Genomic DNA, 21,705 nt, shown 5'->3' with positions numbered 1-21,705 from the left:
CGAGCGCGATCGGGTGAGCGGAAGTCGTGCCGGCGCACGGGAAGTAAGACGCCCCCGCGCTCAACCAGCCTGGGGGTTGCCGGGAGTGCGGGGGCGTCGGGGTCCACCCCTGGGGGTCGGGTGGACGGCGACCATGTTACTTCGTGGTACCCCGAGATGTCTCTAGGGGCAGAGATCTTTTTTCTCCCGCACGACGGCGAAGCGGAGGAACAACTGGGTCAGCGGCCCGATGCCCAGCGCGAAGATCACCGTCGCCACCCCGATCGTCCCGCCGAGCAGCGCTCCGGTCGCCACCACGGCGACCTCGAGCGTGGTGCGGACCGCGCGCACCGAGTACCCGGTCCGCGCGTGCAACCCGGTCATCAGCCCGTCGCGCGGGCCGGGACCGAAGCGGGCGCCGACGTAGACCGCGGTGGCCGCCGCGTTGAGCACCACCGCGCCGAGCATCACCGGCACCTGCGCGGCGAGCGGGTCCAGCGGCGGGACCAGCGCCAGGGTGGCGTCCACGGACACGCCGATGACCAGGATGTTGGCCACCGTCCCCAGCCCCGGGCGCTGCCGCAGCGGGAGCCAGGCGAGCAGCACCAGCACCCCGGTCAGCACCGTCACCGACCCGAAGGTCCAGCCGAGCCGTTCCGCCAGCCCCTCGTGCAGCACGTCCCACGGCATCAGCCCGAGCTGGGCGCGGACCAGCAGGCCCATGCTGGCGCCGTAGAGCACCAGCCCGCCGAACAACTGGGTGAACCGGAGTGCCGGACGGCTGCGGATCGGCAGCGCGGAGAGATCCAATCCGGGAGTTGTGGTAGCCACGGACACCATTGCAGCCCGATTGGGTGCGACCGACAAGGTCCAATTCCGCTAGGGTGGACCGGTGAACGGCACGTCGCTCTCCGCCCGGAAGCTGGCGGACCTGCTCGGTGCCTGGACCGGCACCGGGCGACCCTCCTCGCGGGCGCTGGCCGCCGAGGTCCGGCAGCTCGTCCGCGACGGGAGGTTGCCCCCGGACACCCGGCTGCCCGCCGAACGGGAGCTCGCCGACGCCCTCGGGGTCAGCCGCACGCTCGTCGTGCGCACCTTGGAGCTGCTCCGGGAGGACGGGTTCGCGTCGAGCAGGCGCGGCGCCGGGTCGTGGGTGCGGCTGCCCGGGGGCGACCGCACCGGGGGCGCGCCCGCGGGTTGGGTGCCGGGCGAGGACTCCGAGGTCATCAACCTCGCGCAGGCCACCCCCGCCGCGCCCGCCGAGCTCGTCGGTGCCGCCCGGCGCGCCCAGGAGCGGTTGCCGGAGCACCTCGGCGAGCACGGCTACCTGCCGCACGGGCTGCTCGCGCTGCGCGCGCGGATCGCCGAGGGCTACACCCGCCGCGGCCTGCCCACCGGTCCGGAGCAGGTGCTGATCACCCACGGTGCGCAGCACGCGTTCGCGCTGGTGCTGCGGACGCTCGTCGCGCCGGGCGACCGGGTGCTGGTGGAGCACCCGACCTACCCGAACGCGCTGACCGCGATCCACGGCGTCCACGCGCGCCCGGTCGCGGTGCCGATGGCCGAGGACGGCTGGGACCTGGAGCAGCTCGCCGCCACCCTGCGGCAGACCTCGCCCCGGCTCGCCTACCTGATCCCGGACTTCCACAACCCGACCGGTTTCCGGCTCGACGCCGGGGGACGCGCCCGCCTCGGTCAGGCGTTGCGGCGCACCTGCACCACGGCCGTCGTCGACGAGACGCTGGTGGACCTCGACCTCACCGGCCAGCCGCCTCCGCCGCCGATGGCCGCCTTCAGCAACCGGGTGATCACCGTCGGCTCGGCGAGCAAGGCGTTCTGGGGCGGGTTGCGCCTCGGCTGGGTCCGCGCGCCGGAGGACCTGGTGCGGCGGATGGTGCTGGGGCGGGCGGCCGTCGACCTGGGCGGACCGCTGCTGGAACAGCTCGTGCTGGACGAACTGCTCGCCGCGTCGGACGAGGTGCTGGCGCGGCGGCGCCAGGAGATCACCGACCGGCGCGGTGATCTGGTGGCCGCGCTGGCCGCGCACCTGCCGCACTGGCGCTACCGGTTGCCCGACGGCGGGTTGTCGCTGTGGTGCGACATCGGGGCGCCGGTGAGCAGCCGGTTGTCGGTGGCCGCCGAGCAGCGCGGGGTCCGGCTGGCGCCGGGAGCGCGGTTCTCGGTGAACGGCTCGTTGGAGCGCTGGGTGCGGGTGCCCTGCACGTTGCCGGGCGAGCAGGCGGCCGAGGCGGTGCGGCGTCTCGCGCGCGCGGCCGGATCGCTCCGGGAGATCGGCGGCCAGGACGACCCGATCGTGTGATGGAGTCGTCCGCCGGCACGGCCCCTCGTCGTGCCGGCGGACGACCTCCGCTGCGCCGGGCCCCGGTGCCGCAGGGGCATTGCGGCACCGGGGCGGGCACCGAGCTCGGCGTTCCGGCAGGTCATGATCGGACCGGAAACTGGCTGGTGGTGCCCTTTCCCGAGCAGGCCGGGCGCAGTCGGCCGACTCGGAGCCGGGATGCGTGCGCGACCCCGTGCAGACACCAGGGTCGGGCCAACCGGACGAACGCGCAGGTTTCAGTCGGGTGACGTCGACGGCGCCGCGGCGCTCACGTCGCGCAGGCGCACCGGCGCCGGGCGGACGGCGTCGCCCGCACCCGACCGGACGAGTTCCGGGACGGGGGTGACGATCGCGACGGCGCCGCGCACCCCGCCGGGCGCGCCGCACGCACTGCTGGACGACAGGCTGCTCACCGGGCACGGCGGGCTCACCGGCGCGGGCGGCGGTTCGACGGGGCCCCGGTCCGGTTCCTCCGGCGCGGTCGGCGGCTCGACGGTGTCCGGCTCGGGCGGCGCGGCGGGCGGCGACGGTTCGGGCGCGGTGGTCCCGGTGCGCCGCGGTGCCTCCGCGACCGGAGCCGGGTCGGGCTCGGTGACGTGCCGCCGCTGCGGTGCGGCGGTGGGCTCCGGTTCGACGGCGGCGAGCTCGCCGATCACCTCGACCGGCGCGTCGGTGGGGTCCGCCGCGTCGACGGGTCCCGGCGGTGCGGCGACGTCCGGTGGCTCGAACGGCGGCTCGACCTCGGGGATCTCCGGCGCGTCGACCCGGACGACGATGTCCGGCGCGGTGATCTCGGGGACCGCGATCGCCACGTCCGGCGGTTCCACGTCCGCCGAGGCGACGCCGACCCCGGCGAACCCGCCGCCGAGCAGGAAGCCGCCGATGACCAGCGCGCGGCGCAGCGCGCGAGAACCCGTCACCGCCACCACCACCTGTCGTCGGACATCGCGCCGGTGCCCGCCGCGGTGATCATCCGCGACCGACGTCCGCGATTCTGCACGGCGGCGGGGTGCGAGGAAAGGGGCCGAACGTCGTCAGATCGGTGGGAACCACGTCCGCGGGACGGCGTGTCCGCAATGGACTGATCGACCGATCGGCAGAGTTCGGCGCCGTGAACGCTGAGCGGACGTGGGGTCTGGACATCGCCGAACTCCAGCGGGCCTGGTCGTCCTACGGGCACGACTTCCTGCTGCACGATCCGGGCGGTCCGGCCGAATCCTTGGTGCGGCGCGGGGAACTCCTCGCCACGGTGGACGTGTTCGAGCCGGTGCTGGCGCGCTGCCGCCGGTGGGTCGACGAGGTCCGGCACGACGCGGCGGCGGGCGTGTCCCGCGTGCTGCTGCGGCCCGCCGAACGCGACCGGTGCGTGGAGATGGCGCAGGAATCCGGAGGCGCGGCCCACCACGTGCACCTCGGTTCGCCGGTCATGTTCGGCACGCCGGTGATGTTCGGGACACCGGTGATGTTCGGGACCGGCGCGGAGCCGGGGGATGCGGCGGCGCCGTCGCCGCCCGCGCCCGGCACCTGGTCGCCCCGCGTGGTGGTCGACGTGCTCGACACCGGCTGCGACCCGCACCCGTGGTTCCGGGACGAGGCGTGGTTCGAGCCGGTGCCCGAGGTGCTCGACGCCGACGACGATTCCGGGCAGGACCGGCAGGCCGGGCACGGCACCTTCGTCAGCGGTGTGGTGCGCCGCCACGCGCCGGGAGCGGTGGTGCGGGCGCACCGGGTGCTGTCCTCGCTGGGTTTCACCGACGACCTGCGGGTGGTCGCCGGGCTGCGGCGGGCGCGCGAGCTCGCGGCGCGGCGCGGGGAGCGGATCGGTGCGCTGGTGCTGACCTCGGGGTGCCGCACCGCCGACGACCGCTGCCCACCGGTGCTGCGCGCGGAACTGGCGCGCTGGGCCGGGGCGGTGGTCGTGGCCGCGGCGGGCAACCACGGCGGGACCAGGCCGTTCTGGCCCGCCGCGCTGGATTCGGTGGTGGCGGTCGCGGCCACCGGTCCGGACGGCGCGGTCGCCGGGTTCTCCGGCGCGGGCGACTGGGTGGACGCCGCCGCGCCCGGGGTCGACGTGGTCAGCAGCTACGTGCGGATGTCCGGTCCGGACGGCCGGGTCTACGGCTACGCGCGGTGGAGCGGGACGTCGTTCGCGGCGCCCCGGGTGGCCGCCGCCGCGGTGACCGCGCTGCACGAGGGCCGCGGTCCGGCCGAGGCGCGCGCCATCGCGTGCCGGGATTACCCGTTCGGGCGGTAATCGAGCCGGGGCGAATCCACGGGCCCGCCCCGGTCCTCTTAATCCCGCGAAGGGACCCGGAAGGCCGGGTGTCCCACGAGCCGCGGTCGGGGACCGGGGAAGGGGGCCGTGATGCAGGAGGTCGGAAAGCGCTGCACGACAGCGGTTCTGCTCCGCCGCGCGGCGGCAGGGGAGCAGTGGGCGTGGCGCGAGCTGGTGGATCGCCACGAACCCGTGGTGTGGAGCACCGCGCGGGCGTTCACCCACTGCGCCGCCGACGCGGAGGACGTGTCGCAGGCGACGTGGTTGTTGCTCGCCGAGAACCTGGGCCGCCTGCGGTCACCGGAGGCGCTGCCGGGGTGGCTGGCCACCACGGCCCGCCGGGAAGCGGCGCGGCTGGCCAAGGCGCGGCGGCGGGAGGCCCCGTTCGGGCTGGACAGCGCGCTGCTCGCGCCGTCCGGTGCGGCGGAGGGCCCGGAGCAGACCGTGCTCCGGTCGATGACCCACACCCGCCTGTGGCGCGCGTTCGCCGAACTGCCGCAGCGCTGCCAGCAGCTGCTCCGGGTGCTCGCCGCGAGCCCCGAGGCCAGCTACGCGCAGATCAGCGCCGCGCTCGGGATGCCGAAGGGCACGATCGGGCCGAAGCGCGGCCGGTGCCTGGCCGAACTGCGCAGGCGCATGGTCGGCGCCGATCTCGCCGGGGAGGTGGCGGGATGAGCGGGCCGCCGGAGGAGCTGCGCGCGCTCCGCGAGATCTTCCAGAGCTGCGACCCGGTGCCGCAGCGCGCGGTCGACGCCGCCTACGCGGCGGTGCGGTTCCGGTCGGGCACGTCGACGTCGGCGCTCGAACTGGTCGCGGACTCGGTCGACGAGCCGGCGCCGGTCCGGTCCTGGGGCCCCGCGTCCCGGGTGCTGACCTTCCTGATGCCCGGGCGCATCGTGGAGCTGGAGCTGGTCCCGACCGTGCCGGGGCTCTACCGGGTTTCCGGGCTGGTGATCAACCGGGCCGGGCAGTCCCGGCCGGGCGGGCGCCTCGCGGTGCGGCATCCCGCCGGGGAACGCGCGGCCGAGCTCGACGAGCACGGCGCCTTCGCGGTGCCGGACGTGCCGCGGGGACCGATCAGCGTGGTGTTCCAGGCACCCCGCTCGGCCCCCGCCATCGCGGATTGGCTGGTCTGTTGAGCACCGGGGCCGCGGTGGAACCGACCACCGAGGCGGTGCTCGCGACGGCGCAGCGCTGGCTCGACAAGGTCAGCACCGCACCGGAGGCGGCGGCCCGCCGGGCGCACGAGTGGTTGTCCTGCGGGACCCGCGATCCCGAGGTGCGCGTGGTCGCCCGGCACCTCGCGGCGCTCGCGGCGGTGGAGCGGGGCCGGGTGCGCGACGCCCGGCGGCACGTGCGGTTGGGCCTGAGCGCGGCGCGGCGGGCCGGGCTGGCCGAGCGCGCGGCGCAGTTGCGGCTGACCTCCGCGTGGATCGAGTTCGAACGCGGTGCCGTCGACGAGAGCACCCGGCAGCTCGCCGCCGCCGAGGACGCGCTGCCCGCGGCCGAGGTGTTCCGGTTCCGCTGCCTGCGCGGTCTGCTCGCCTGCCGCGCGGACCGGTACGACGAGGCCGTCGCGGAGCTGACCGCCGCGATGCGGCGCCCCGAGTTCCGCAGGCAGCACCGGTGGGCGGCCAACGCGCTCGTCGGGCGCGGCACGGCGCACCTCTACACCGGCCGGTGGGAGCAGGCGGAAGCGGACTTCTTCACCGCGGAGCGGCTGCTGCTGGCCGACGGCAGCACCGCGCGGGCGGCGGCGTGCCGGCACAACCAGGGCTGCGTCGCGCTGCGCTCCGGCGACCTGCCGCGGGCGTTGCGGCTGTTCGAGCAGGCGGCGCCCGAACTCGACCTCGACGCGGTGCCCGAGACGCTGGTGGACCGCGCGGAGGCGTTCGCCGCCGCCGGGCTCGACGCCGAGGCGCGCTCCGCGATGGAACGGGCCGCGACCCGGCTGGAGCGGCACGGCCGGGCCGCCAAGCTCGCCGAGACCCGGCTCGGGCTGGCCGGCTGCGCGCTGCGCTCCGGCGACGTCGAGGCCGCCGCCGAGTCCGCCGCGCTGGCCCGGCGGCTCTTCCGGCAGCAGCGGCGCCCGGCGTGGGTGGCGCTGGCCGCGGCGGTGGAGTGGCGGGCCAAGCTGCTCCGCGAGCGGCCGTCCCGGCACGCGCTGGCCGCCGCTCGGCGGGCCGGTGCGGCGTGCGCCGGGCACGGGTGGCCGGAGGCCGCCGCCGAGCTGTGGCTGACCGCGGCGCACCGCGCGCGGCAGGCGGGTGCGCCCGGGACCGCGCGCACCCTGCTGCGGCTGGTCACCGGTGCGGTGGAACCGACCGGCTCGGCGCGGCTGCGGCTGCTCGGCCGCGTCGCCGCGGCGCGGCTCGCCGAGCAGTCCGGTGACCTGCCCGGGCTGTTCCGCACGTGCTGGTCGGGGTTGCGGGAGGTCGAAGCCCACGCCGCGGCGCTGGGCGCCTTCGAGCTCCGGGTCCACGTGCTCGGGCTGGCCGAGGAGCTCGGCGAGCTGCTGGTGGGCGCCGCGCTGCGCACCGGCGACCCGCAGTGGGTGCTGCGCTGCGTCGAACGGGCCCGCACGGGCGTGCTGCACCGGCGGTCCCCGGCGCCCGCGGCCGACGCCGGGTTGACCGCCGCGCTGGCCGACCTGCGCGCGGCCGTGGTCGGCACCCGCACCGCCCCGGACCGGCACGCGGAGCACGAGGCGGTCGCGGCGCTGGAGGGGCGGGTCCGCCGCCGCGCGCTCCTGGCCGACGGCGGTGCGCAGGGTTCCGGCGGCCGGTGGTGCCTGGACGAGGTGGTGGACCGGCTCGGTGGCGCGGTGCTGCTGAACCTGTTCGCGCACGGCGACGCGCTGCACGCGCTCGTCGTGGCCGACGGGGAGGTGGCGCTGCACCGGCTCGGTTCGGAGTCGGGCGCGGAGCAGCGGTCCCGGCGGCTGCGGTACTTCCTCGCCCGCCGGGCCGAGCTCGGGGCGCTGCGGTTCAACGACGCGTACCGGGCCGGTGCCAAGCGGATGGCCGCCGAGCTCCAGGCCCAGCTCCTCGGCCCGGTGCTGCCCGCGCTGGCGCGCGGTCGGCCGCTCGTGGTGGTGCCCACCGGGCGGTTGCACGCGCTGCCGTGGGCGGCGCTGCCCGACTGCCGGGGCCGCCCGGTCACGGTCACCCCGTCGCTGCCGGTGTGGTTCCGGGCCGCCCGGGACGCGCGGGCGGCCGATCCCGATGGGGACCAGGTCTGGATCGCCGGTCCCGGGTTGGAGCACGCGGCGCAGGAGGTGGAGTCGTTGCACCGGGCGTCCGGCGGGACGCTGCTCGTCGGACCGGCCGCCACCGCGGCGCGAGCGATGTCCACTGCGGACGGTGCGGCCACCGTGCACATCGCCGCGCACGGCCGGTTCCGCGACGACCGGCCGCTGCTGTCCTGCGTGGACCTCGCCGACGGACCGCTCTACGCCTACGACTTGGACCGGTTGCCGCGCGGTCCGGCAACGGTGGTGCTGTCGGCGTGCGAAGTGGGGCAGTCGGCGGTCCGCCCCGGCGACCAGATCAGCGGGCTGGCCGCCACCCTGCTCGGTCGCGGGACCGCGACGGTCATCGCGAGCGTCGTTCCGGTCCCGGACGAGCGCACCGCCGCGATGATGGAGACGCTGCACTCCGCCCTGCGCCGCGGGACGACGCCCGCCACTGCGTTGGCCGCGGCGCAGGCGGAGCACGGCGAATCCGGCTTCCTCTGCATCGGGTACGGAGGTGAGCGCCGCTAGGACGAGGCGATCGCGGACCGCCGCTCGGCAGGCCCCTCGGGCGAGCGCCCGCGGAAGGCCCGGCCCGGAACCTGTTCCCCGGTTCGCCGGGCGGCGGCAGCCGCGTGCGGCCACTTGCTGCGCAGCTCGCACCGAGGCCACCGGAACCCGTTCGCGTGGCGAGTGCCGCCACGGTCCCGCGGGTGCGATGAACCGCCGCTCCTCCCGGCAGGCCCGGGTGGCGCGGAAACGTTCATCAATCCGCGTGGTCGATGACCATGAGGCCCGACGCCGAGTCGCGGACCCGTGAGCGCGGACCTACGGTCGGGTTCCTCGGTTGGCCGGGGCGCGAACGGAATTCGCGGTTCCGGGCCAAGGACCTCGGTACCGGGAGCGCGGATGCACGAGCTCGCCATCACCCAGAACATCGTCGACACCATCGTGGAGCGCACGGACAGCGCGGAGATCCTCGCCGTCCACATGCGCATCGGCAAGGTCGCCGGCGTCGTTCCGGACGCGGTGCGGTTCTGCTTCGACCTCGTGGCCCAGGGGTCGCCGGTGGCCGGTGCGCGGCTGGAGATCGACGAGCCGCCGGGTCGCGCCCGGTGCCGGACGTGCGCGGACGAGTTCGCGGTCGAGGACCTGGCGGTGCTCTGCTCCTGCGGCAGCACCGAGGTCGCGGTGATCGGCGGCGACGAACTGTCGGTGACGGCCGTGGAGGTGGCGGCGTAGATGTGCGCGACGTGCGGGTGCGACGAGGACGCCCAGGTGCGGATCAGCATCCCCACCGGCCCCTGGCACGCCACCGGCCATCCCGGTCGGCACGACCACGACCACGCGCAGGACGACGCGCTCGGGCCCGACCACGCGCACGATCACGGGCACGGGTCACGAGCGCACGGGCACGGCGAGTGCGGAGACGCGCACATGCACGACCACGCGCACTCCGACCACGCGCACTCCGACCACGCGCACTCCGACCACGTGCGCCACGGGCACGGCGAAGGGGACCACGTCCACCCCGGGCACGAGGACGACTCCCGCGATACCGCCGCTCATGCCGACACCGCTGCCCGAGCCGACGGCGCCGCCCGCGACACCGCCGGCCGCGCCGACGGCGCTGCCCGCGCCGGCACCGCCGCCCGCGCCGGTGGTGCGGCGCTGCGCGTCGAGGGGCGTGCGGGGGTGCCGCCTGCGCGGCACCGCAGGCCTCGGGCGTCGCGCAAGGTGAGCATCGAGCAGGACGTGCTGGCGAAGAACAACGCGCTCGCCGCGGCGAACCGGCGCGACCTCGCCGAGCGCGGTGTGGTGGCGGTGAACCTGATGAGCTCGCCCGGCGCGGGCAAGACCACGCTGCTGGAGCGCACCATCCGCGAGCTCGGCGGGTCCGCGCCGATCGCGGTCGTCGAAGGCGACCAGGAGACGCAGGTCGACGCCGAGCGCATCCGCGCGGCCGGTTGTCCGGTCGTCCAGGTCAACACCGGGTCCGGGTGCCACCTCGACGCCGAGATGCTGGCTCGCGCGGTGGTCGCGCTCGATCCCGGGCCGGGTTCGCTGCTGTTCGTCGAGAACGTCGGCAACCTGGTCTGCCCGGCGCTGTTCGACCTCGGCGAGACCCGCCGGGTGGTGGTGATGTCGGTGCCCGAGGGCGCGGACAAGCCGATCAAGTACCCGCACATGTTCCGCGAGGCGGACCTGGTGCTGATCAACAAGGCCGACCTGCTGCCGCACGTCGACTTCGACCCGGCTCGGTGCGCCGAGCAGGTCAGGCGGCTCAACCCCGGAGCGGAGGTGCTGCTGGTGTCGGCCACCACCGGCGAAGGACTGCCGGAGTGGTTCGGCTGGTTGCGCTCCGGACCGGGCCGCCCGGTCGCGGCGCCGCGCGGTGCCGCCGAGCCGGCGGACGGGTGATCACTGTGGACCAGCGGTGCTGGAGGAGGCGGGAGTTGTGGTGAGGATGGCCAGCCCCGAGCCGGTCGAGGACGTCCCGGACGGATTCGCCGCGGCGCAGTCCGTCGCCGACGCGGTGCTCTACGAGGGCTACCTGCTCTACCCGTACCGGCGGTCGTCCGGCAAGAACAAGGTGCGCTGGCAGTTCGGCGTGCTCGCGCCGCCCGCGTGGGTCCGGGCGCAGGGCCCCGAGCGGCCGAGCGTGTCCGGGTCGGCCGACTCCTGGCGGCAGCGGACCGAGTGCCTGCTCGAAGCCGCCCCGGGCGCCCGGGTCCGGGTGCGGGTGCGGTACCTGCAACCGCAGCACCGGTCGGTGCAGGTTCGCGGGCCCCGCGGTGGGTTCACCGAGGTCGACGCCGCCGACGTCGGCGGCGAGCGGTACCTGACCTTCGACGAGGCCATCCCCCGGGAATGCGACGTCGAGGTGGACGTCGACGCCCTCGCGGCGCAGCCGCACGTCGAGGTGGTCGAGCAGGAGGGCGGCGAGTCCGTCGAAGCCCTCGACGACGACACCCGGATCGTCCGGCGGAGCCTTCCGCTCTCGGCCGCGGTGCGCGTGTCGGTCGCCGACGCGGAGGCCCCGTTCCGGCTGCGGCTGCTGCGCGTGGAGGTCGAGAACGCCGCCGAGGACGTGCCCGCCGGGGTGCCGCGGCCCGAAGCGCTGCGCCGCTCGCTGGTCGCCGCGCACACCCTGATCGGGGTCCGGGGCGGGTCGTTCCTGTCGCTGCTCGACCCGCCGGCCTGGGCATCGGTGGCGGCGCGGCGCTGCGCGAACCTGCACACCTTCCCGGTGCTGGCGGGCGAGGGCGATTCCCGCTCGGTCGTGCTGTCCTCGCCGATCATCCTCTACGACCACCCGGAGGTCGCCCCGGAGAGCCCCGGCGACCTGTTCGACGCCACCGAGATCGACGAGATCCTGTCGCTGCGCACGCTGACCCTCACCGAGGACGAGAAGCGGGAGGCCCGGGCCACCGATCCCCGGGCCGCGGCGATCCTCGACCGGGTCGAGGTGATCCCGAAGGAGGTCTTCTCCCGGCTGCACGGCGCGGTGCGCTCGGTGCGTCCGGTCGAAGCGGACGCCGAGGGCGCCGACGAGCCGCCCTGGTGGTCCCCTGAGGGCGAGGCGGCGGTGTCGCCGGAGTGCGACGCCGTGCTGGTCGACGGCACCCCGGTGGCCCGGGGGTCGCGGGTGCGGCTGCGGCCCCGGCGCAGCGGCGGCGACGTGCACGACATGTTCCTGGCGGGCCGCACCGCGCGGGTCGAGGCGGTGTTCCTCGACGTCGACGACGCCCGGCACCTCGCGGTGGTGCTGGAGGACGACCCGGGCGCCGACCTGCACCGCTGGTACGGCCGCTACCACTACTTCGCGCCGGAGGAGATCGAGCCGCTCGACGGGGCCCCGTCGTGACCGGGCGGACCCTGATCGCGGGCATCGGCAACGTGTTCCTCGGCGACGACGGCTTCGGCGTCGAGGTCGTGCGGCGGATCGACCCGGCGCTGCTGCCCGGCGGCGTGGACGTCGCGGACTTCGGCATCCGCGGCCTGCACCTGGCCTACGAACTCCTCGGTGACCGCTACGGGACGGTCGTGCTGGTCGACGCGGTACCGCTGGACGGTCCACCCGGGACGCTCGCGGTGCTGGAGGTCGATCCCGGCGAGGACCGCGCCGCGGCGGCCGTCGACGCCCACGGCATGACGCCGGACGCGGTGCTGGCGCTGCTGCGCGGGCTCGGCGGCTCGCTGGACCGGGTGGTGGTCGTGGGCTGCCGGCCCGCCGAGCTCGACGAGGGGATGCGGCTGTCCGGACCGGTCGCCGCCGCGGTCGACGACGCGGTGCGCCTGGTCCTCGACGTCGTGGGCGGGGCGGCGGCCTTGCAGACCACCGGGGAGAGCGGAGGGACGCGAGATGACCGAGCGGAACCGGGGCCTCGACGAGGTCCACGTGCTGTGGATCTCGGAAGGCATGAGCTGCGACGGCGACACCGTCTCGGTGACCGCCGCCGCCCAACCGCCGATCGAGGACGTGGTGGCCGGGCTGGTGCCCGGGCTGCCGACCGTCCACCTGCACAACAAGGTGCTGTCGCCGACCGTCGGCGGCGAGGAGTTCCTGGCCCCGTTCCGCGCCGCCGCGCGCGGCGAGCTGGGGCCGTTCATCCTGGTGATCGAGGGTTCGATCCCCAACGAGAAGATCAACGGCGAGGGCTACTGGACCTCGTTCGGCAACGACCCGAGACCGGTCAGCCGCTGACCCTGAACTGGTGGATCGACCGGCTGGCGCCGCAGTCGTGGGCGGCGGTGGCCATCGGCACCTGTGCCACCAACGGCGGCATCCACGCCATGGCGGGCAATCCGACCGGCTGCATGGGTCTGGCCGACTACCTCGGCTGGGACTTCACCTCCAGCGGTGGCCTGCCGATCGTCAACGTCCCGGGCTGCCCGGTGCAGCCGGACAACTTCATGGAGACGCTGACCTGGCTGCTCCACCACGCGGCCGGCTCCGCGCCCCCGCCGCCGCTGGACGAGCTGCTGCGCCCGCAGTGGCTGTTCGGCAAGACCGTGCACGAGGGCTGCGACCGCGCCGGGTACTACGAGCAGGGCGACTTCGCCGGGGACTACAACTCGCCCAAGTGCCAGGTCAAGATCGGCTGCTGGGGACCGGTGGTCAACTGCAACGTCCCCAAGCGCGGCTGGATGGCAGGGCTCGGCGGCTGCCCCAACGTCGGCGGCATCTGCATCGGCTGCACGATGCCCGGTTTCCCGGACAAGTTCATGCCGTTCATGGACATGCCGCCGGGCGGCAGCCTCTCGTCGATGATGGTCAAGCCCTACGGGGCGTTCATCCGGCGGATGCGGGGCATCACCAACAGGACCGTCAACACCGAACCCAAGTGGCGGCACAACCGGGAAGCCCTGACCAGCGGCTTCGACCCGGCCTGGCGTCCCTGACCCCGAGAGGCGACCGCAGAATGACGGCCAAGGAGCAGCAGACCGGCAAGCTCGTGGAGATGTCGTGGGACCCGATCACCCGCATCATCGGCAACCTCGGCATCTACACCAAGATCGATTTCGCCAACCGGCGCGTGGCCGAGTGCCACAGCACGTCGTCGCTGTTCCGCGGTTACTCGATGTTCATGAAGGGCAAGGACCCGCGGGACGCCGGTTTCATCACCAGCCGGATCTGCGGCATCTGCGGGGACAACCACACGACCTGCTCGGTGTACGCGCAGAACATGGCCTACGGCCTCAAACCGCCGCCGATGGCGGAGTGGATCGTCAATCTCGGCGAGGCCGCCGAGTACATGTTCGACCACACGATCTTCCAGGACAACCTGGTGTTCGTGGACTTCTCCGAGGCGATGGTCAAGCAGACCAACCCCTCGGTGCTGGCGCGGGCGGAGAACACCGAGGCGCCCGGTGCGGCGGTGCACGGCAAGCGGACCATCGCCGACATCATGCGCTCGTTCAACCCGTTCGAGGGCGACTTCTACAAGGAGGCGCTGCAGGTCTCGCGGGTGACGCGGGAGATGTTCTGCCTGATGGAGGGCAGGCACGTGCACCCGTCGACGGTCTACCCGGGCGGCGTCGGCACGATGCCGGAGCCGAACCTGGTCACCGACTACCTCACCCGCCTGCTGGGCATCCTTGACTTCGTCAAGAAGTCGGTGGCGATGAACGACGACATCTTCGACTTCTTCTACGAGGCGCTGCCCGGCTACGAGGAGGTCGGCAGGCGCCGGGTGCTGCTCGGCTGCTGGGGCGCCTGGCAGGACCCGTCGGTCTGCGACTACCGCTACGACACGATGACCGACTGGGGCCGGGCGATGTACGTGACGCCGGGCATCGTGGTCGACGGCGAGCTGATCACCACCGACCTGGTGGACATCAACCTCGGGATGCGCATCCTGCTCGGCAGCTCCTTCTACCAGGACTGGGTGAACGAGGACCCGTTCGTCACGCACGACCCGCTGGGCAACCCGGTCGACATGCGGCACCCGTGGAACCAGACGACGTTCCCGGACCCGCAGAAGCGCGACTTCGGCGACAAGTACAGCTGGGTGATGAGCCCGCGCTGGTACGACCGGCGCACCGGCGACCACCTCGCGCTGGACACCGGCGGCGGCCCGTTCGCCCGGCTCTACACCACGGCGTTGGCCGGGATCGTGGACACGCCGTACGTGCGCTCCACCGGTCGCAGCGTGGAGATCTCCCTGCCCAAGAGCGAGAAGCTGCCGGAGATGACGCTGGAGTGGCGCATCCCGCAGTGGTCCAACGCGCTGGAGCGCGACCGCGCCCGGGTCTACTTCGTGGCCTACTCGGCGGCGATGGCGGTGTTCTTCCTGGAACGGGCGATGGAGGGCATCCGCTCCGGCGACACCAAGGTGTTCACCGACTTCGAGGTCCCCGACGAGGCCATCGGCTGCGGGTTCCACGAGGCGGTGCGCGGGGTGCTGTCGCACCACATGGTCATCAAGGACGGCAAGATCGCGAACTACCACCCGTACCCGCCGACGCCGTGGAACGGCAGCCCCCGCGACAGCTTCGGCACGCCGGGCCCCTACGAGGACGCGGTGCAGGACATGCCGATCTTCGAGGAGAACGGCCCGGACGACTTCAAGGGCGTCGACATCATGCGCGCGGTGCGCAGCTTCGACCCCTGCCTGCCCTGCGGCGTGCACATGTACCTGGGCAACGGCCGCAACATCACCCAGCAGCACTCGCCGATGCTGGGCGGCCAGCATGGCTGAGCGGGTCGACGACGCCGGGGTCCGGGAGCGGCTGGCCCGGATCGACGAGCTGCTCGGCCAAGTCGAGCAGGCCCCCGGCCCGGCCGCGCGGATCGCGCTGGACGCGGTGTCGGCGCTGGCCGAGGTCTACGGCGAGGCGCTGGCCCGGGCCGTCGAGCAGGCCGGTGCCGCGCGCGAACCGCTGCTGGCCGACGAACTCGTGGGTCACCTGCTGGTGCTGCACGACCTGCACCCGGACCCGCCGGAGCGGCGGGTCGCCCGGGCGCTGGACGCGCTGCGGCCGGAGCTCGCGGCGCGCGGCGTCGAGGTGGCGCTGCTCGGTGCCGCGGACGGCGTCGCCTCGGTGCGGCTCTCCGGCGGCGGCTGCGGCTGCTCCTCGGCGGAGGCGGAGGAACCGGTGCGCGCGGCGGTGCTGGCCGCGGCACCGGAGCTGGCGGAGGTCCGCTTCGACGGCGCGGCCGAGGCGGCGTTCGTGCCGCTGGACGCGCTGCGGCCCGGGGCGGCCGGATGAGCGCCGGGGCGCTGCGCCGCGCGCTGCACCGGCCTTCCTCGGTCCGGGCCGCGACGGAGCAGCGGTGCGACCTGTGCGCGGCGGGTGTCCTGGCGCGGCACCGGCACGTGCTCGACGAGCGGCGCGACGAGCTGCTGTGCGTCTGCCAGGCGTGCGCGCTGCTGTTCCACCGGGACGCCGCCGGGCGCGGTCACTACCGGCTGGTGCCGGACCGGCACCGCCGGGTGCCGGAGCTCACCGACCTCGGCATCCCGGTGGGCCTGGCCTACTTCGTCGGCCACGACGACGGCACCGCCACCGCGCACTACCCGAGCCCGGCGGGCGCGACCCGGTGGGAGGTCGACCCCGCGACGTGGGAGCGGGTGCGGCAGCGGTGCCCGGAAGTCGCCGGGCTCGCGCCCCGCGTCGAAGCGCTGCTGGTCAACACCGCGCGCGGCGCCCGGGAGCACTGGATCGTGCCGGTCGACACCTGCTACCGGCTGGTGGCGCTGGTGCGGTCGGAGTGGCGCGGGCTCTCCGGCGGCAGCCGGGTGTGGCCCGCGATCGACCGGTTCTTCGCCGACCTCGCCGACGGGCGGGACAGCCCGCTGCGCGGCATCGGCGGCTGAGAGGAGGAGCAGGGATGGGCGAGATCAAGCGGGGCAGGCCCGACGTGCGGATCGACGCCTCGGCCCACGTCGAGGGCGTGGCGCAGGGCAACGCGGAAGGCTCCTACGACGAGCAGCCGGGCCACCACGAGGACGGGACCGCGGACGCCAGGAGGTCGACCGGGGTGAACCCGTCGAAGCACGACGCGGCAAGGCCGGAGATGCCGAACTTGCCACCGGGGTGACGATTTGCGTGGCGGTGCGGGTGGCGGAACCTCCGCGGCCCTCTCGCTCCGGGATCGCCTCCTGATGTACCCACTTCGTACACGGCGTCGGCGCTGTCCTCGCGAGAAGGCCGCGGAGAACCCGCGGCGGTGCGAGCTGCGTGCGCGGGGTAAGGCGGAAGCGGCTTTGCCGCTTGCCTGACGGTGTGTCGGTGTTGGCGAACCGGCGGGCCCTCCTTTTTACTTCAGGTAAGAGCTTTCAGTTTGCTCTTGAATTTTCTTTTGGTTTTTCAACCGTTTTCACGTCTTGGAATGGTGAAGGAGCGGTGTGGTGCGGAAGTTCGGGTTCGTGGTGCTGGTGGTGGCCGCGGCGGGGGCGGCGGTGCTGCTGAAGAAGGAGCTGCCCGCGATGCGGCGGTACCTCCGGATCGAGCGGATGTGATGGCGGGACCACCGGACGGCCCCGGAACCGGTACCGCGCCGACGCCGGTGCGGTACCGGTACTCGGTGCGCGGCGTGGTCCAGGGCGTCGGCTTCCGGCCCTTCGTGCACGCGGTCGCGACCGCGCTCGGGCTGTCCGGATCGGTGCGCAACACCTCCGGCGGCGTGGTCGTCGAGGTGGAGGGCGGCCGGGCCGAGGTGGCCGAGTTCGGCCGCCGGTTGCGCGCGGAACCACCGCCGCTGGCCTCGGTGGAAGAGGTGGAATCCGCCGAGCTGGCGCCGACCGGCGCCACCGGTTTCGCGATCGCGGCCTCGCACCGGGACGCCACCGCCCGCACCCCGGCCGCCCCGGACACCGCGATCTGCGCCGACTGCCTGCGGGAGATGGCCGACCCCGCCGACCGCCGGTACCGGCACCCGTTCATCACCTGCACGAACTGCGGTCCCCGGTTCACCATCATCACCGGTCTGCCCTACGACCGGCCCGCGACGACGATGGCCGGGTTCGAGCTGTGCGCCGCGTGCTCCCACGAGTACGCCGACCCGACCGACCGGCGCTTCCACGCCCAACCCGTCTCCTGCCGCGACTGCGGTCCCCGGCTGGAGTTCGTGGCGGCCGACGGCGGCCGGGTGGTGGGCGACGACGCGGCGGCGGAGGCGGCGCGGCGGCTGCTCGCGGCGGGCGGCGTGCTGGCGGTGAAGGGGATCGGCGGCTACCACCTGGCCTGCGTCGCCACCGACGAGCGCGCGGTGACCGCGCTGCGGGAGCGCAAGCGCCGCGGCGCCAAGCCCTTCGCGGTCATGGTCGCCGACCTCGCGACCGCGCGGGCCGTGGCCGAGCTCGACGATCGGGAGACCGCGCTGCTCACCGGCCCCGCTCGGCCGATCGTGCTGGCCCGCCGCCGACCGGACCCGCCGCTGCCGATCGCGGAGGCGGTCGCCCCCGGCAACCCGGACCTGGGGCTGCTGCTGCCCTACGCGCCGGTGCACCACCTGCTGCACGGGCTGCCCGGCGACCGCCCGATCGAGGCGCTGGTGATGACCTCGGGCAACACCAGCGGCGAACCGCTGGCCGCCGACGACGCCGACGCGCTGCACCGGCTGGCCCCGCTGGTCGACGGCTGGCTGCGGCACGACCGCCCGATCCACGTGCCCTGCGACGATTCGGTGGTCCGGGTGGTCGACGGCGAGGAGCTGGTGCTGCGCCGCTCCCGCGGGTACGCGCCGCTGCCGCTGCGGCTGCCGTTCGAGGTGCCCCCGACGCTCGCCGTCGGCGCCGACCTGAAGAACACCTGCTGCCTGGGTTCCGGCCGGTCGGCCTGGTTCAGCGGGCACATCGGCGACATGGACGACGTCGCCACGCTCACCGCCTTCGGCGCCGCCGAGCGCCACCTCGAACACCTCACCGGGGTGGCGCCGCAGCGGCTGGCCGCCGACGCGCACCCCGAGTACCGCTCGCGGGCGTGGGCGGTGCGCCACGCCGCGGGGCGCCCGGTGCGCTCGGTGCAGCACCACCACGCGCACCTCGCCTCGGTGCTGGCCGACCACGGGCTCGACGGGAGCAGCCCGGTGGTCGGCATCGCCTTCGACGGCACCGGCTACGGCACCGACGGCGCGGTCTGGGGCGGCGAGGTGCTCGTCGGGGACTACCTCGGGTTCCGGCGCTTCGCCCAGCTCGGCTACGTGCCGCTGCCCGGCGGCGACGCGGCGGTGCGGCGGCCGTACCGGATGGCGCTGGCGCACCTGCACGCCGCCGGGATCGCCTGGGACGCCGACCTGCCGCCGGTCGCCGCCTGCCCCGACGCCGAGCGCGGCGCGCTGGCCCACCAGCTCGGCACCGGGCTCGGCTGCGCGCCGACGTCCAGCATGGGCCGGTTGTTCGACGCGGTCAGCGCCCTGCTCGGCGTCCGGCAGGTGGTGGACTTCGAGGCGCAGGCGGCGATCGAGCTGGAAGCGCGGGCGCGGGAGGCGGGCCCCGGCACGCCGACCGGCACCTTCGCGGTGCGCGAGTCCGGCGACCGGCTCGTCGCCGACCCCGCGCCGGTGCTGCGCTCGCTGATCGCCCAGCGGCGCGCGGGAACCCCGGTCGCGGTGTCGGCCCGGCGGTTCCACGACGCGGTGGCCGTGCTGGTCGTGGAGCTCGCGCTGCGGGCCCGCGCCGAGCTCGACCTGGACACCGTCGCGCTCACCGGCGGGGTCTTCCAGAACGCGCTGCTGCTCGGCACCACCGGCCGGGCCCTGCGCGCGGCGGGTTTCACCGTCCTGCGGCACCGCGGGACACCACCTGGTGATGGCGGGCTGGCGTTGGGCCAGCTCCTGGTCGCGGCAGCGACGGACAACGGAAGGGGATGAGGCCGGTGTGCCTCGCGGTACCGGGCAAGGTCGTCCAGCTCTGGGAGCGGGACGGCACCCTGATGGCCGATGTGGACTTCGGCGGGGTGCGCAAGCAGGTGTGCCTGCAATACCTGCCGGAAGTGGTGGTCGGTGACTACGTGATCGTCCACGTCGGATTCGCGATCCAGCACCTCGACGAGAAGTCCGCGCTGGAGACGCTGGCGGCCTTCCAGGAGCTCGGGCTGCTGGAGGAGGAGTTCGCCGATCCCTTCGCCGACGGCGGCGGCGCCCAGGACCTCCCGCCACCCCGAACGACGACCGAGGAGATGGGATCGTGAAGTACCTCGACGAATTCAGCGACCCCGAGCTGGCGGGCCGCCTGTTCGACCGCATCCGCGCCATCACCACGCGCCCGTGGGCGCTGATGGAGGTCTGCGGCGGCCAGACGCACTCGATCATCCGCCACGGCATCGACCAACTGCTGCCCGAGGGCATCGAGATGATCCACGGGCCCGGCTGTCCGGTGTGCGTGACGCCGCTGGAGGTCATCGACAAGGCGCTGGAGATCGCCTCCCGCCCGGAGGTCATCTTCTGCTCCTTCGGTGACATGCTGCGGGTGCCGGGCAGCGACCGGGACCTGTTCCGGGTCAAGGGCGACGGCGGTGACGTCCGCGTCGTCTACTCCCCGCTGGACGCGCTGGCCCTGGCCCAGCAGCACCCCGACCGCGAGGTCGTGTTCTTCGGCATCGGCTTCGAGACCACCGCGCCGGCCAACGCGATGGCCGTGCACCAGGCGAAGAAGCTCGGGGTGCGGAACTTCTCGCTGCTGGTCTCGCACGTGCTGGTGCCCCCGGCGATCGCGGCCATCATGGAGTCGCCGAGCTGCCGGGTGCAGGGCTTCCTCGCCGCCGGGCACGTGTGCAGCGTGATGGGCACCGAGGAGTACCCCGAGCTGGCCCGCCGCTACCGGGTGCCGATCGTGGTCACCGGGTTCGAACCGCTGGACATCCTCGAAGGCGTCCGCCGGACCGTCGAGCAGCTCGAAGCCGGGCGGCACGAGGTCGACAACGCCTACACCCGCGCGGTGCCGCCGGAGGGCAACCCCGCCGCCAAGGCCATGCTGCGGGACGTCTTCGAGGTGACCGACCGGGCCTGGCGCGGCATCGGCGAGATCCCGCGCAGCGGATGGCGGTTGGCCGCCGACTACCGGGAGTTCGACGCCGAGTTCCGGTTCGACGTCGCCGACCTGCGCACCGCCGAATCGGCGCTGTGCCGCTCCGGCGAGGTGCTGCAAGGGCTGATCAAACCGCACGAGTGCGCGGCCTTCGGCGTCGAGTGCCACCCGCGCAACCCGCTCGGCGCCACCATGGTCTCTTCGGAAGGCGCCTGCGCGGCCTACTACCAGTACCGGCGACTGGAGCTGCAGGAGGTGGCGCAGCGTGGCTGAGACGACCGACCTCGCGGCCTGGACCTGCCCGCTGCCGCTGCGGGACTCCCCGACGATCGTGATGGGCCACGGCGGTGGTGGCGCGATGTCCGCCGAACTCGTCGAGCACCTGTTCCTGCCCGCCTACTCCGACGCGGCCCCCGGCGAGCTCACCGACTCCGCGGTGCTGCCCGCCGGGCCCGCCCGGATCGCCTTCAGCACCGACTCCTACGTGGTGAAACCGCTGTTCTTCCCCGGCGGGTCGATCGGCGACCTCGCCGTCAACGGCACGGTCAACGACCTCGCCATGTCCGGCGCGGTGCCGCTCTACCTGTCCACCGCGTTCATCCTGGAGGAGGGCACCGCGCTGGACGAGCTCGGCATGGTCGCCACCGCGCTCGGCGACGCCGCCCGCGCCGCGGGCGTGCGGCTGGTCACCGGCGACACCAAGGTCGTCGACGCCGGGCACGGCGACGGCATCTTCGTCAACACCGCGGGGGTCGGGCTCGTCGCCGACGGCGTCGACATCCGGCCCTCCCGCGCCCGACCCGGGGACGCGGTGCTGGTCAGCGGCGACATCGGGGTGCACGGCGTGGCGGTGCTGAGCTGCCGCGAAGGGCTGGAGTTCGGCACCGCGGTGGAAAGCGACACCGCACCGCTGCACGACCTGGTCGCCACCGCCCTGGCCACCGGCGCCGACGTGCACGTGCTGCGCGACCCCACCCGGGGCGGGCTCGCCGCCTCGCTCAACGAGATCGCCGCGGCCGCCGGGGTCGGCGTCGAGATCGCCGAGCGCGACGTGCCGGTCCCGCCCGAGGTGGCCGACGCGTGCAGCATCCTCGGCCTCGACCCCTTCTACAGCGCCAACGAGGGCAAGCTCGTCGCCGTCGTACCGCCCGAGGACGCCGACCGGGTGCTCGAAGCCATGCGCGCCCACCCGCGCGGCACCCGGGCCGCCCGCATCGGCACCGTCGTGGCCGACCACGCGGGCATGGTGGTGGCCAGGACCGGGCTCGGCGCCAGCAGGGTGGTGGATCTACCACCAGGAGAACAACTCCCCCGGATTTGTTGATTTCGGTGTGGTGGTCCTTTTGCGGTGCGGTGCGGGTGGCGGGTTCTCAGCGGCCTTCTCGCTCCGGGCGCCCCTTCT

19 protein-coding genes and 2 pseudogenes are annotated in these 21,705 nt (G+C 74.5%); 19 read left to right on the top strand and 2 right to left on the bottom strand.

Annotation, left to right across the window (positions count from 1 at the left end; genetic code table 11):
- Positions 1-162: 162 nt before the first annotated feature.
- The gene (locus ACQP0T_RS26345; RefSeq protein ID WP_433870438.1) at positions 163-819 is read right to left on the bottom strand and encodes a YczE/YyaS/YitT family protein; all 657 of its coding nucleotides are present in this window, start codon (positions 817-819) and stop codon (positions 163-165) included.
- Positions 820-871: 52 nt separating this feature from the next.
- Between ACQP0T_RS26345 and ACQP0T_RS26340 the strand changes: the two genes are divergently transcribed.
- On the top strand, positions 872-2,299 hold the full coding sequence (locus ACQP0T_RS26340) for a PLP-dependent aminotransferase family protein (RefSeq protein ID WP_433870437.1): 1,428 nt from the start codon (positions 872-874) through the stop codon (positions 2,297-2,299).
- A gap of 257 nt (positions 2,300-2,556) precedes the next feature.
- Here the strand turns inward: ACQP0T_RS26340 and ACQP0T_RS26335 are convergent, their stop codons facing one another.
- Positions 2,557-3,240, bottom strand: coding sequence for a hypothetical protein (locus ACQP0T_RS26335; protein WP_433870436.1), 684 nt, complete (start codon positions 3,238-3,240; stop codon positions 2,557-2,559).
- Between the two features lie 191 nt (positions 3,241-3,431).
- Here ACQP0T_RS26335 and ACQP0T_RS26330 point away from each other — a divergent pair, with 191 nt between their 5' ends.
- The 18 genes and pseudogenes from ACQP0T_RS26330 to hypE all read left to right on the top strand — a co-directional run bounded on the left by ACQP0T_RS26330 (position 3,432) and on the right by hypE (position 21,627).
- Positions 3,432-4,574 (top strand): S8 family serine peptidase, encoded by a 1,143-nt coding sequence (locus ACQP0T_RS26330; RefSeq protein ID WP_433870435.1) that lies wholly within the window; start codon positions 3,432-3,434, stop codon positions 4,572-4,574.
- Positions 4,575-4,685: 111 nt separating this feature from the next.
- Entirely contained in the window at positions 4,686-5,270 is a 585-nt protein-coding gene (locus ACQP0T_RS26325) for an RNA polymerase sigma factor (RefSeq protein WP_433870434.1), read from the top strand.
- Positions 5,267-5,734, top strand: coding sequence for a hypothetical protein (locus tag ACQP0T_RS26320; protein WP_433870433.1), 468 nt, complete (start codon positions 5,267-5,269; stop codon positions 5,732-5,734). Before ACQP0T_RS26325 ends, ACQP0T_RS26320 begins: the two co-directional genes overlap by 4 nt.
- On the top strand, positions 5,731-8,358 hold the full coding sequence (locus tag ACQP0T_RS26315) for a CHAT domain-containing protein (protein WP_433870432.1): 2,628 nt from the start codon (positions 5,731-5,733) through the stop codon (positions 8,356-8,358). Before ACQP0T_RS26320 ends, ACQP0T_RS26315 begins: the two co-directional genes overlap by 4 nt.
- Before the next feature lie 378 nt (positions 8,359-8,736).
- A complete protein-coding gene (locus ACQP0T_RS26310) occupies positions 8,737-9,069 on the top strand; it encodes a hydrogenase maturation nickel metallochaperone HypA (protein ID WP_433870431.1) in 333 nt (110 codons plus the stop codon).
- Complete coding sequence (hypB, locus tag ACQP0T_RS26305) at positions 9,070-10,248, top strand: hydrogenase nickel incorporation protein HypB (RefSeq protein ID WP_433870430.1); 1,179 nt, start codon at positions 9,070-9,072, stop codon at positions 10,246-10,248.
- Positions 10,249-10,294: 46 nt separating this feature from the next.
- Positions 10,295-11,695, top strand: coding sequence for a hypothetical protein (locus tag ACQP0T_RS26300; protein ID WP_433870429.1), 1,401 nt, complete (start codon positions 10,295-10,297; stop codon positions 11,693-11,695).
- Positions 11,692-12,153 (top strand): annotated as a pseudogene (locus ACQP0T_RS26295) (hydrogenase maturation protease); the annotation flags it as partial. The gene ACQP0T_RS26300 and the pseudogene ACQP0T_RS26295, both read left to right, overlap by 4 nt.
- A gap of 40 nt (positions 12,154-12,193) precedes the next feature.
- Positions 12,194-13,233 (top strand): annotated as a pseudogene (locus tag ACQP0T_RS26290) (hydrogenase expression protein HypE).
- 20 nt (positions 13,234-13,253) lie between these two features.
- A complete protein-coding gene (locus tag ACQP0T_RS26285; RefSeq protein ID WP_433873853.1) occupies positions 13,254-15,032 on the top strand; it encodes a nickel-dependent hydrogenase large subunit in 1,779 nt (592 codons plus the stop codon).
- Complete coding sequence (locus ACQP0T_RS26280; RefSeq protein ID WP_345357104.1) at positions 15,025-15,543, top strand: NifU family protein; 519 nt, start codon at positions 15,025-15,027, stop codon at positions 15,541-15,543. Before ACQP0T_RS26285 ends, ACQP0T_RS26280 begins: the two co-directional genes overlap by 8 nt.
- Positions 15,540-16,151 carry a DUF5947 family protein gene (locus ACQP0T_RS26275; RefSeq protein ID WP_433870428.1) on the top strand — a complete coding sequence of 204 codons (612 nt, stop codon included), beginning with the start codon at positions 15,540-15,542 and terminating at the stop codon, positions 16,149-16,151. The genes ACQP0T_RS26280 and ACQP0T_RS26275 overlap by 4 nt, the downstream gene beginning before the upstream one ends.
- A 14-nt stretch (positions 16,152-16,165) precedes the next feature.
- Positions 16,166-16,375 carry a hypothetical protein gene (locus ACQP0T_RS26270; protein WP_433870427.1) on the top strand — a complete coding sequence of 70 codons (210 nt, stop codon included), beginning with the start codon at positions 16,166-16,168 and terminating at the stop codon, positions 16,373-16,375.
- Positions 16,376-16,685: 310 nt separating this feature from the next.
- A complete protein-coding gene (locus ACQP0T_RS26265; RefSeq protein ID WP_433870426.1) occupies positions 16,686-16,796 on the top strand; it encodes a DUF6893 family small protein in 111 nt (36 codons plus the stop codon).
- Complete coding sequence (hypF, locus tag ACQP0T_RS26260) at positions 16,796-19,147, top strand: carbamoyltransferase HypF (RefSeq protein WP_433870425.1); 2,352 nt, start codon at positions 16,796-16,798, stop codon at positions 19,145-19,147. The genes ACQP0T_RS26265 and hypF overlap by 1 nt, the downstream gene beginning before the upstream one ends.
- 5 nt (positions 19,148-19,152) lie before the next feature.
- Positions 19,153-19,467: a HypC/HybG/HupF family hydrogenase formation chaperone gene (locus ACQP0T_RS26255; RefSeq protein WP_433870424.1), complete on the top strand. Its 315-nt coding sequence runs from the start codon at positions 19,153-19,155 to the stop codon at positions 19,465-19,467.
- Positions 19,464-20,576, top strand: a complete 1,113-nt coding sequence (gene hypD, locus ACQP0T_RS26250; RefSeq protein ID WP_433870423.1) for a hydrogenase formation protein HypD — start codon at positions 19,464-19,466, stop codon at positions 20,574-20,576. Before ACQP0T_RS26255 ends, hypD begins: the two co-directional genes overlap by 4 nt.
- Entirely contained in the window at positions 20,569-21,627 is a 1,059-nt protein-coding gene (gene hypE, locus ACQP0T_RS26245) for a hydrogenase expression/formation protein HypE (RefSeq protein WP_433870422.1), read from the top strand. Before hypD ends, hypE begins: the two co-directional genes overlap by 8 nt.
- The last annotated feature ends 78 nt before the right edge of the window (positions 21,628-21,705 follow it).

This window comes from Saccharopolyspora sp. CA-218241 (assembly GCF_050954615.1).
In the GTDB taxonomy this organism is placed as follows: Bacteria; Actinomycetota; Actinomycetes; order Mycobacteriales; family Pseudonocardiaceae; genus Saccharopolyspora; species Saccharopolyspora cebuensis.
The sequence above is the reverse complement of the archived record's forward strand: the minus strand, read 5'-3'. Positions and strand labels throughout refer to the sequence as shown.

Coding starts and splice junctions, on each gene's coding strand:
- ACQP0T_RS26345 (WP_433870438.1), bottom strand. CDS start 819: ATGGTGTCCGTGGCTACCACAACTCCCGGATTGGATCTCTCCGCGCTG.
- ACQP0T_RS26280 (WP_345357104.1), top strand. CDS start 15,025: ATGGCTGAGCGGGTCGACGACGCCGGGGTCCGGGAGCGGCTGGCCCGG.
- ACQP0T_RS26300 (WP_433870429.1), top strand. CDS start 10,295: ATGGCCAGCCCCGAGCCGGTCGAGGACGTCCCGGACGGATTCGCCGCG.
- hypB (WP_433870430.1), top strand. CDS start 9,070: ATGTGCGCGACGTGCGGGTGCGACGAGGACGCCCAGGTGCGGATCAGC.
- ACQP0T_RS26285 (WP_433873853.1), top strand. CDS start 13,254: ATGACGGCCAAGGAGCAGCAGACCGGCAAGCTCGTGGAGATGTCGTGG.
- ACQP0T_RS26320 (WP_433870433.1), top strand. CDS start 5,267: ATGAGCGGGCCGCCGGAGGAGCTGCGCGCGCTCCGCGAGATCTTCCAG.
- hypF (WP_433870425.1), top strand. CDS start 16,796: ATGGCGGGACCACCGGACGGCCCCGGAACCGGTACCGCGCCGACGCCG.
- ACQP0T_RS26275 (WP_433870428.1), top strand. CDS start 15,540: ATGAGCGCCGGGGCGCTGCGCCGCGCGCTGCACCGGCCTTCCTCGGTC.
- ACQP0T_RS26270 (WP_433870427.1), top strand. CDS start 16,166: ATGGGCGAGATCAAGCGGGGCAGGCCCGACGTGCGGATCGACGCCTCG.
- ACQP0T_RS26310 (WP_433870431.1), top strand. CDS start 8,737: ATGCACGAGCTCGCCATCACCCAGAACATCGTCGACACCATCGTGGAG.
- ACQP0T_RS26325 (WP_433870434.1), top strand. CDS start 4,686: ATGCAGGAGGTCGGAAAGCGCTGCACGACAGCGGTTCTGCTCCGCCGC.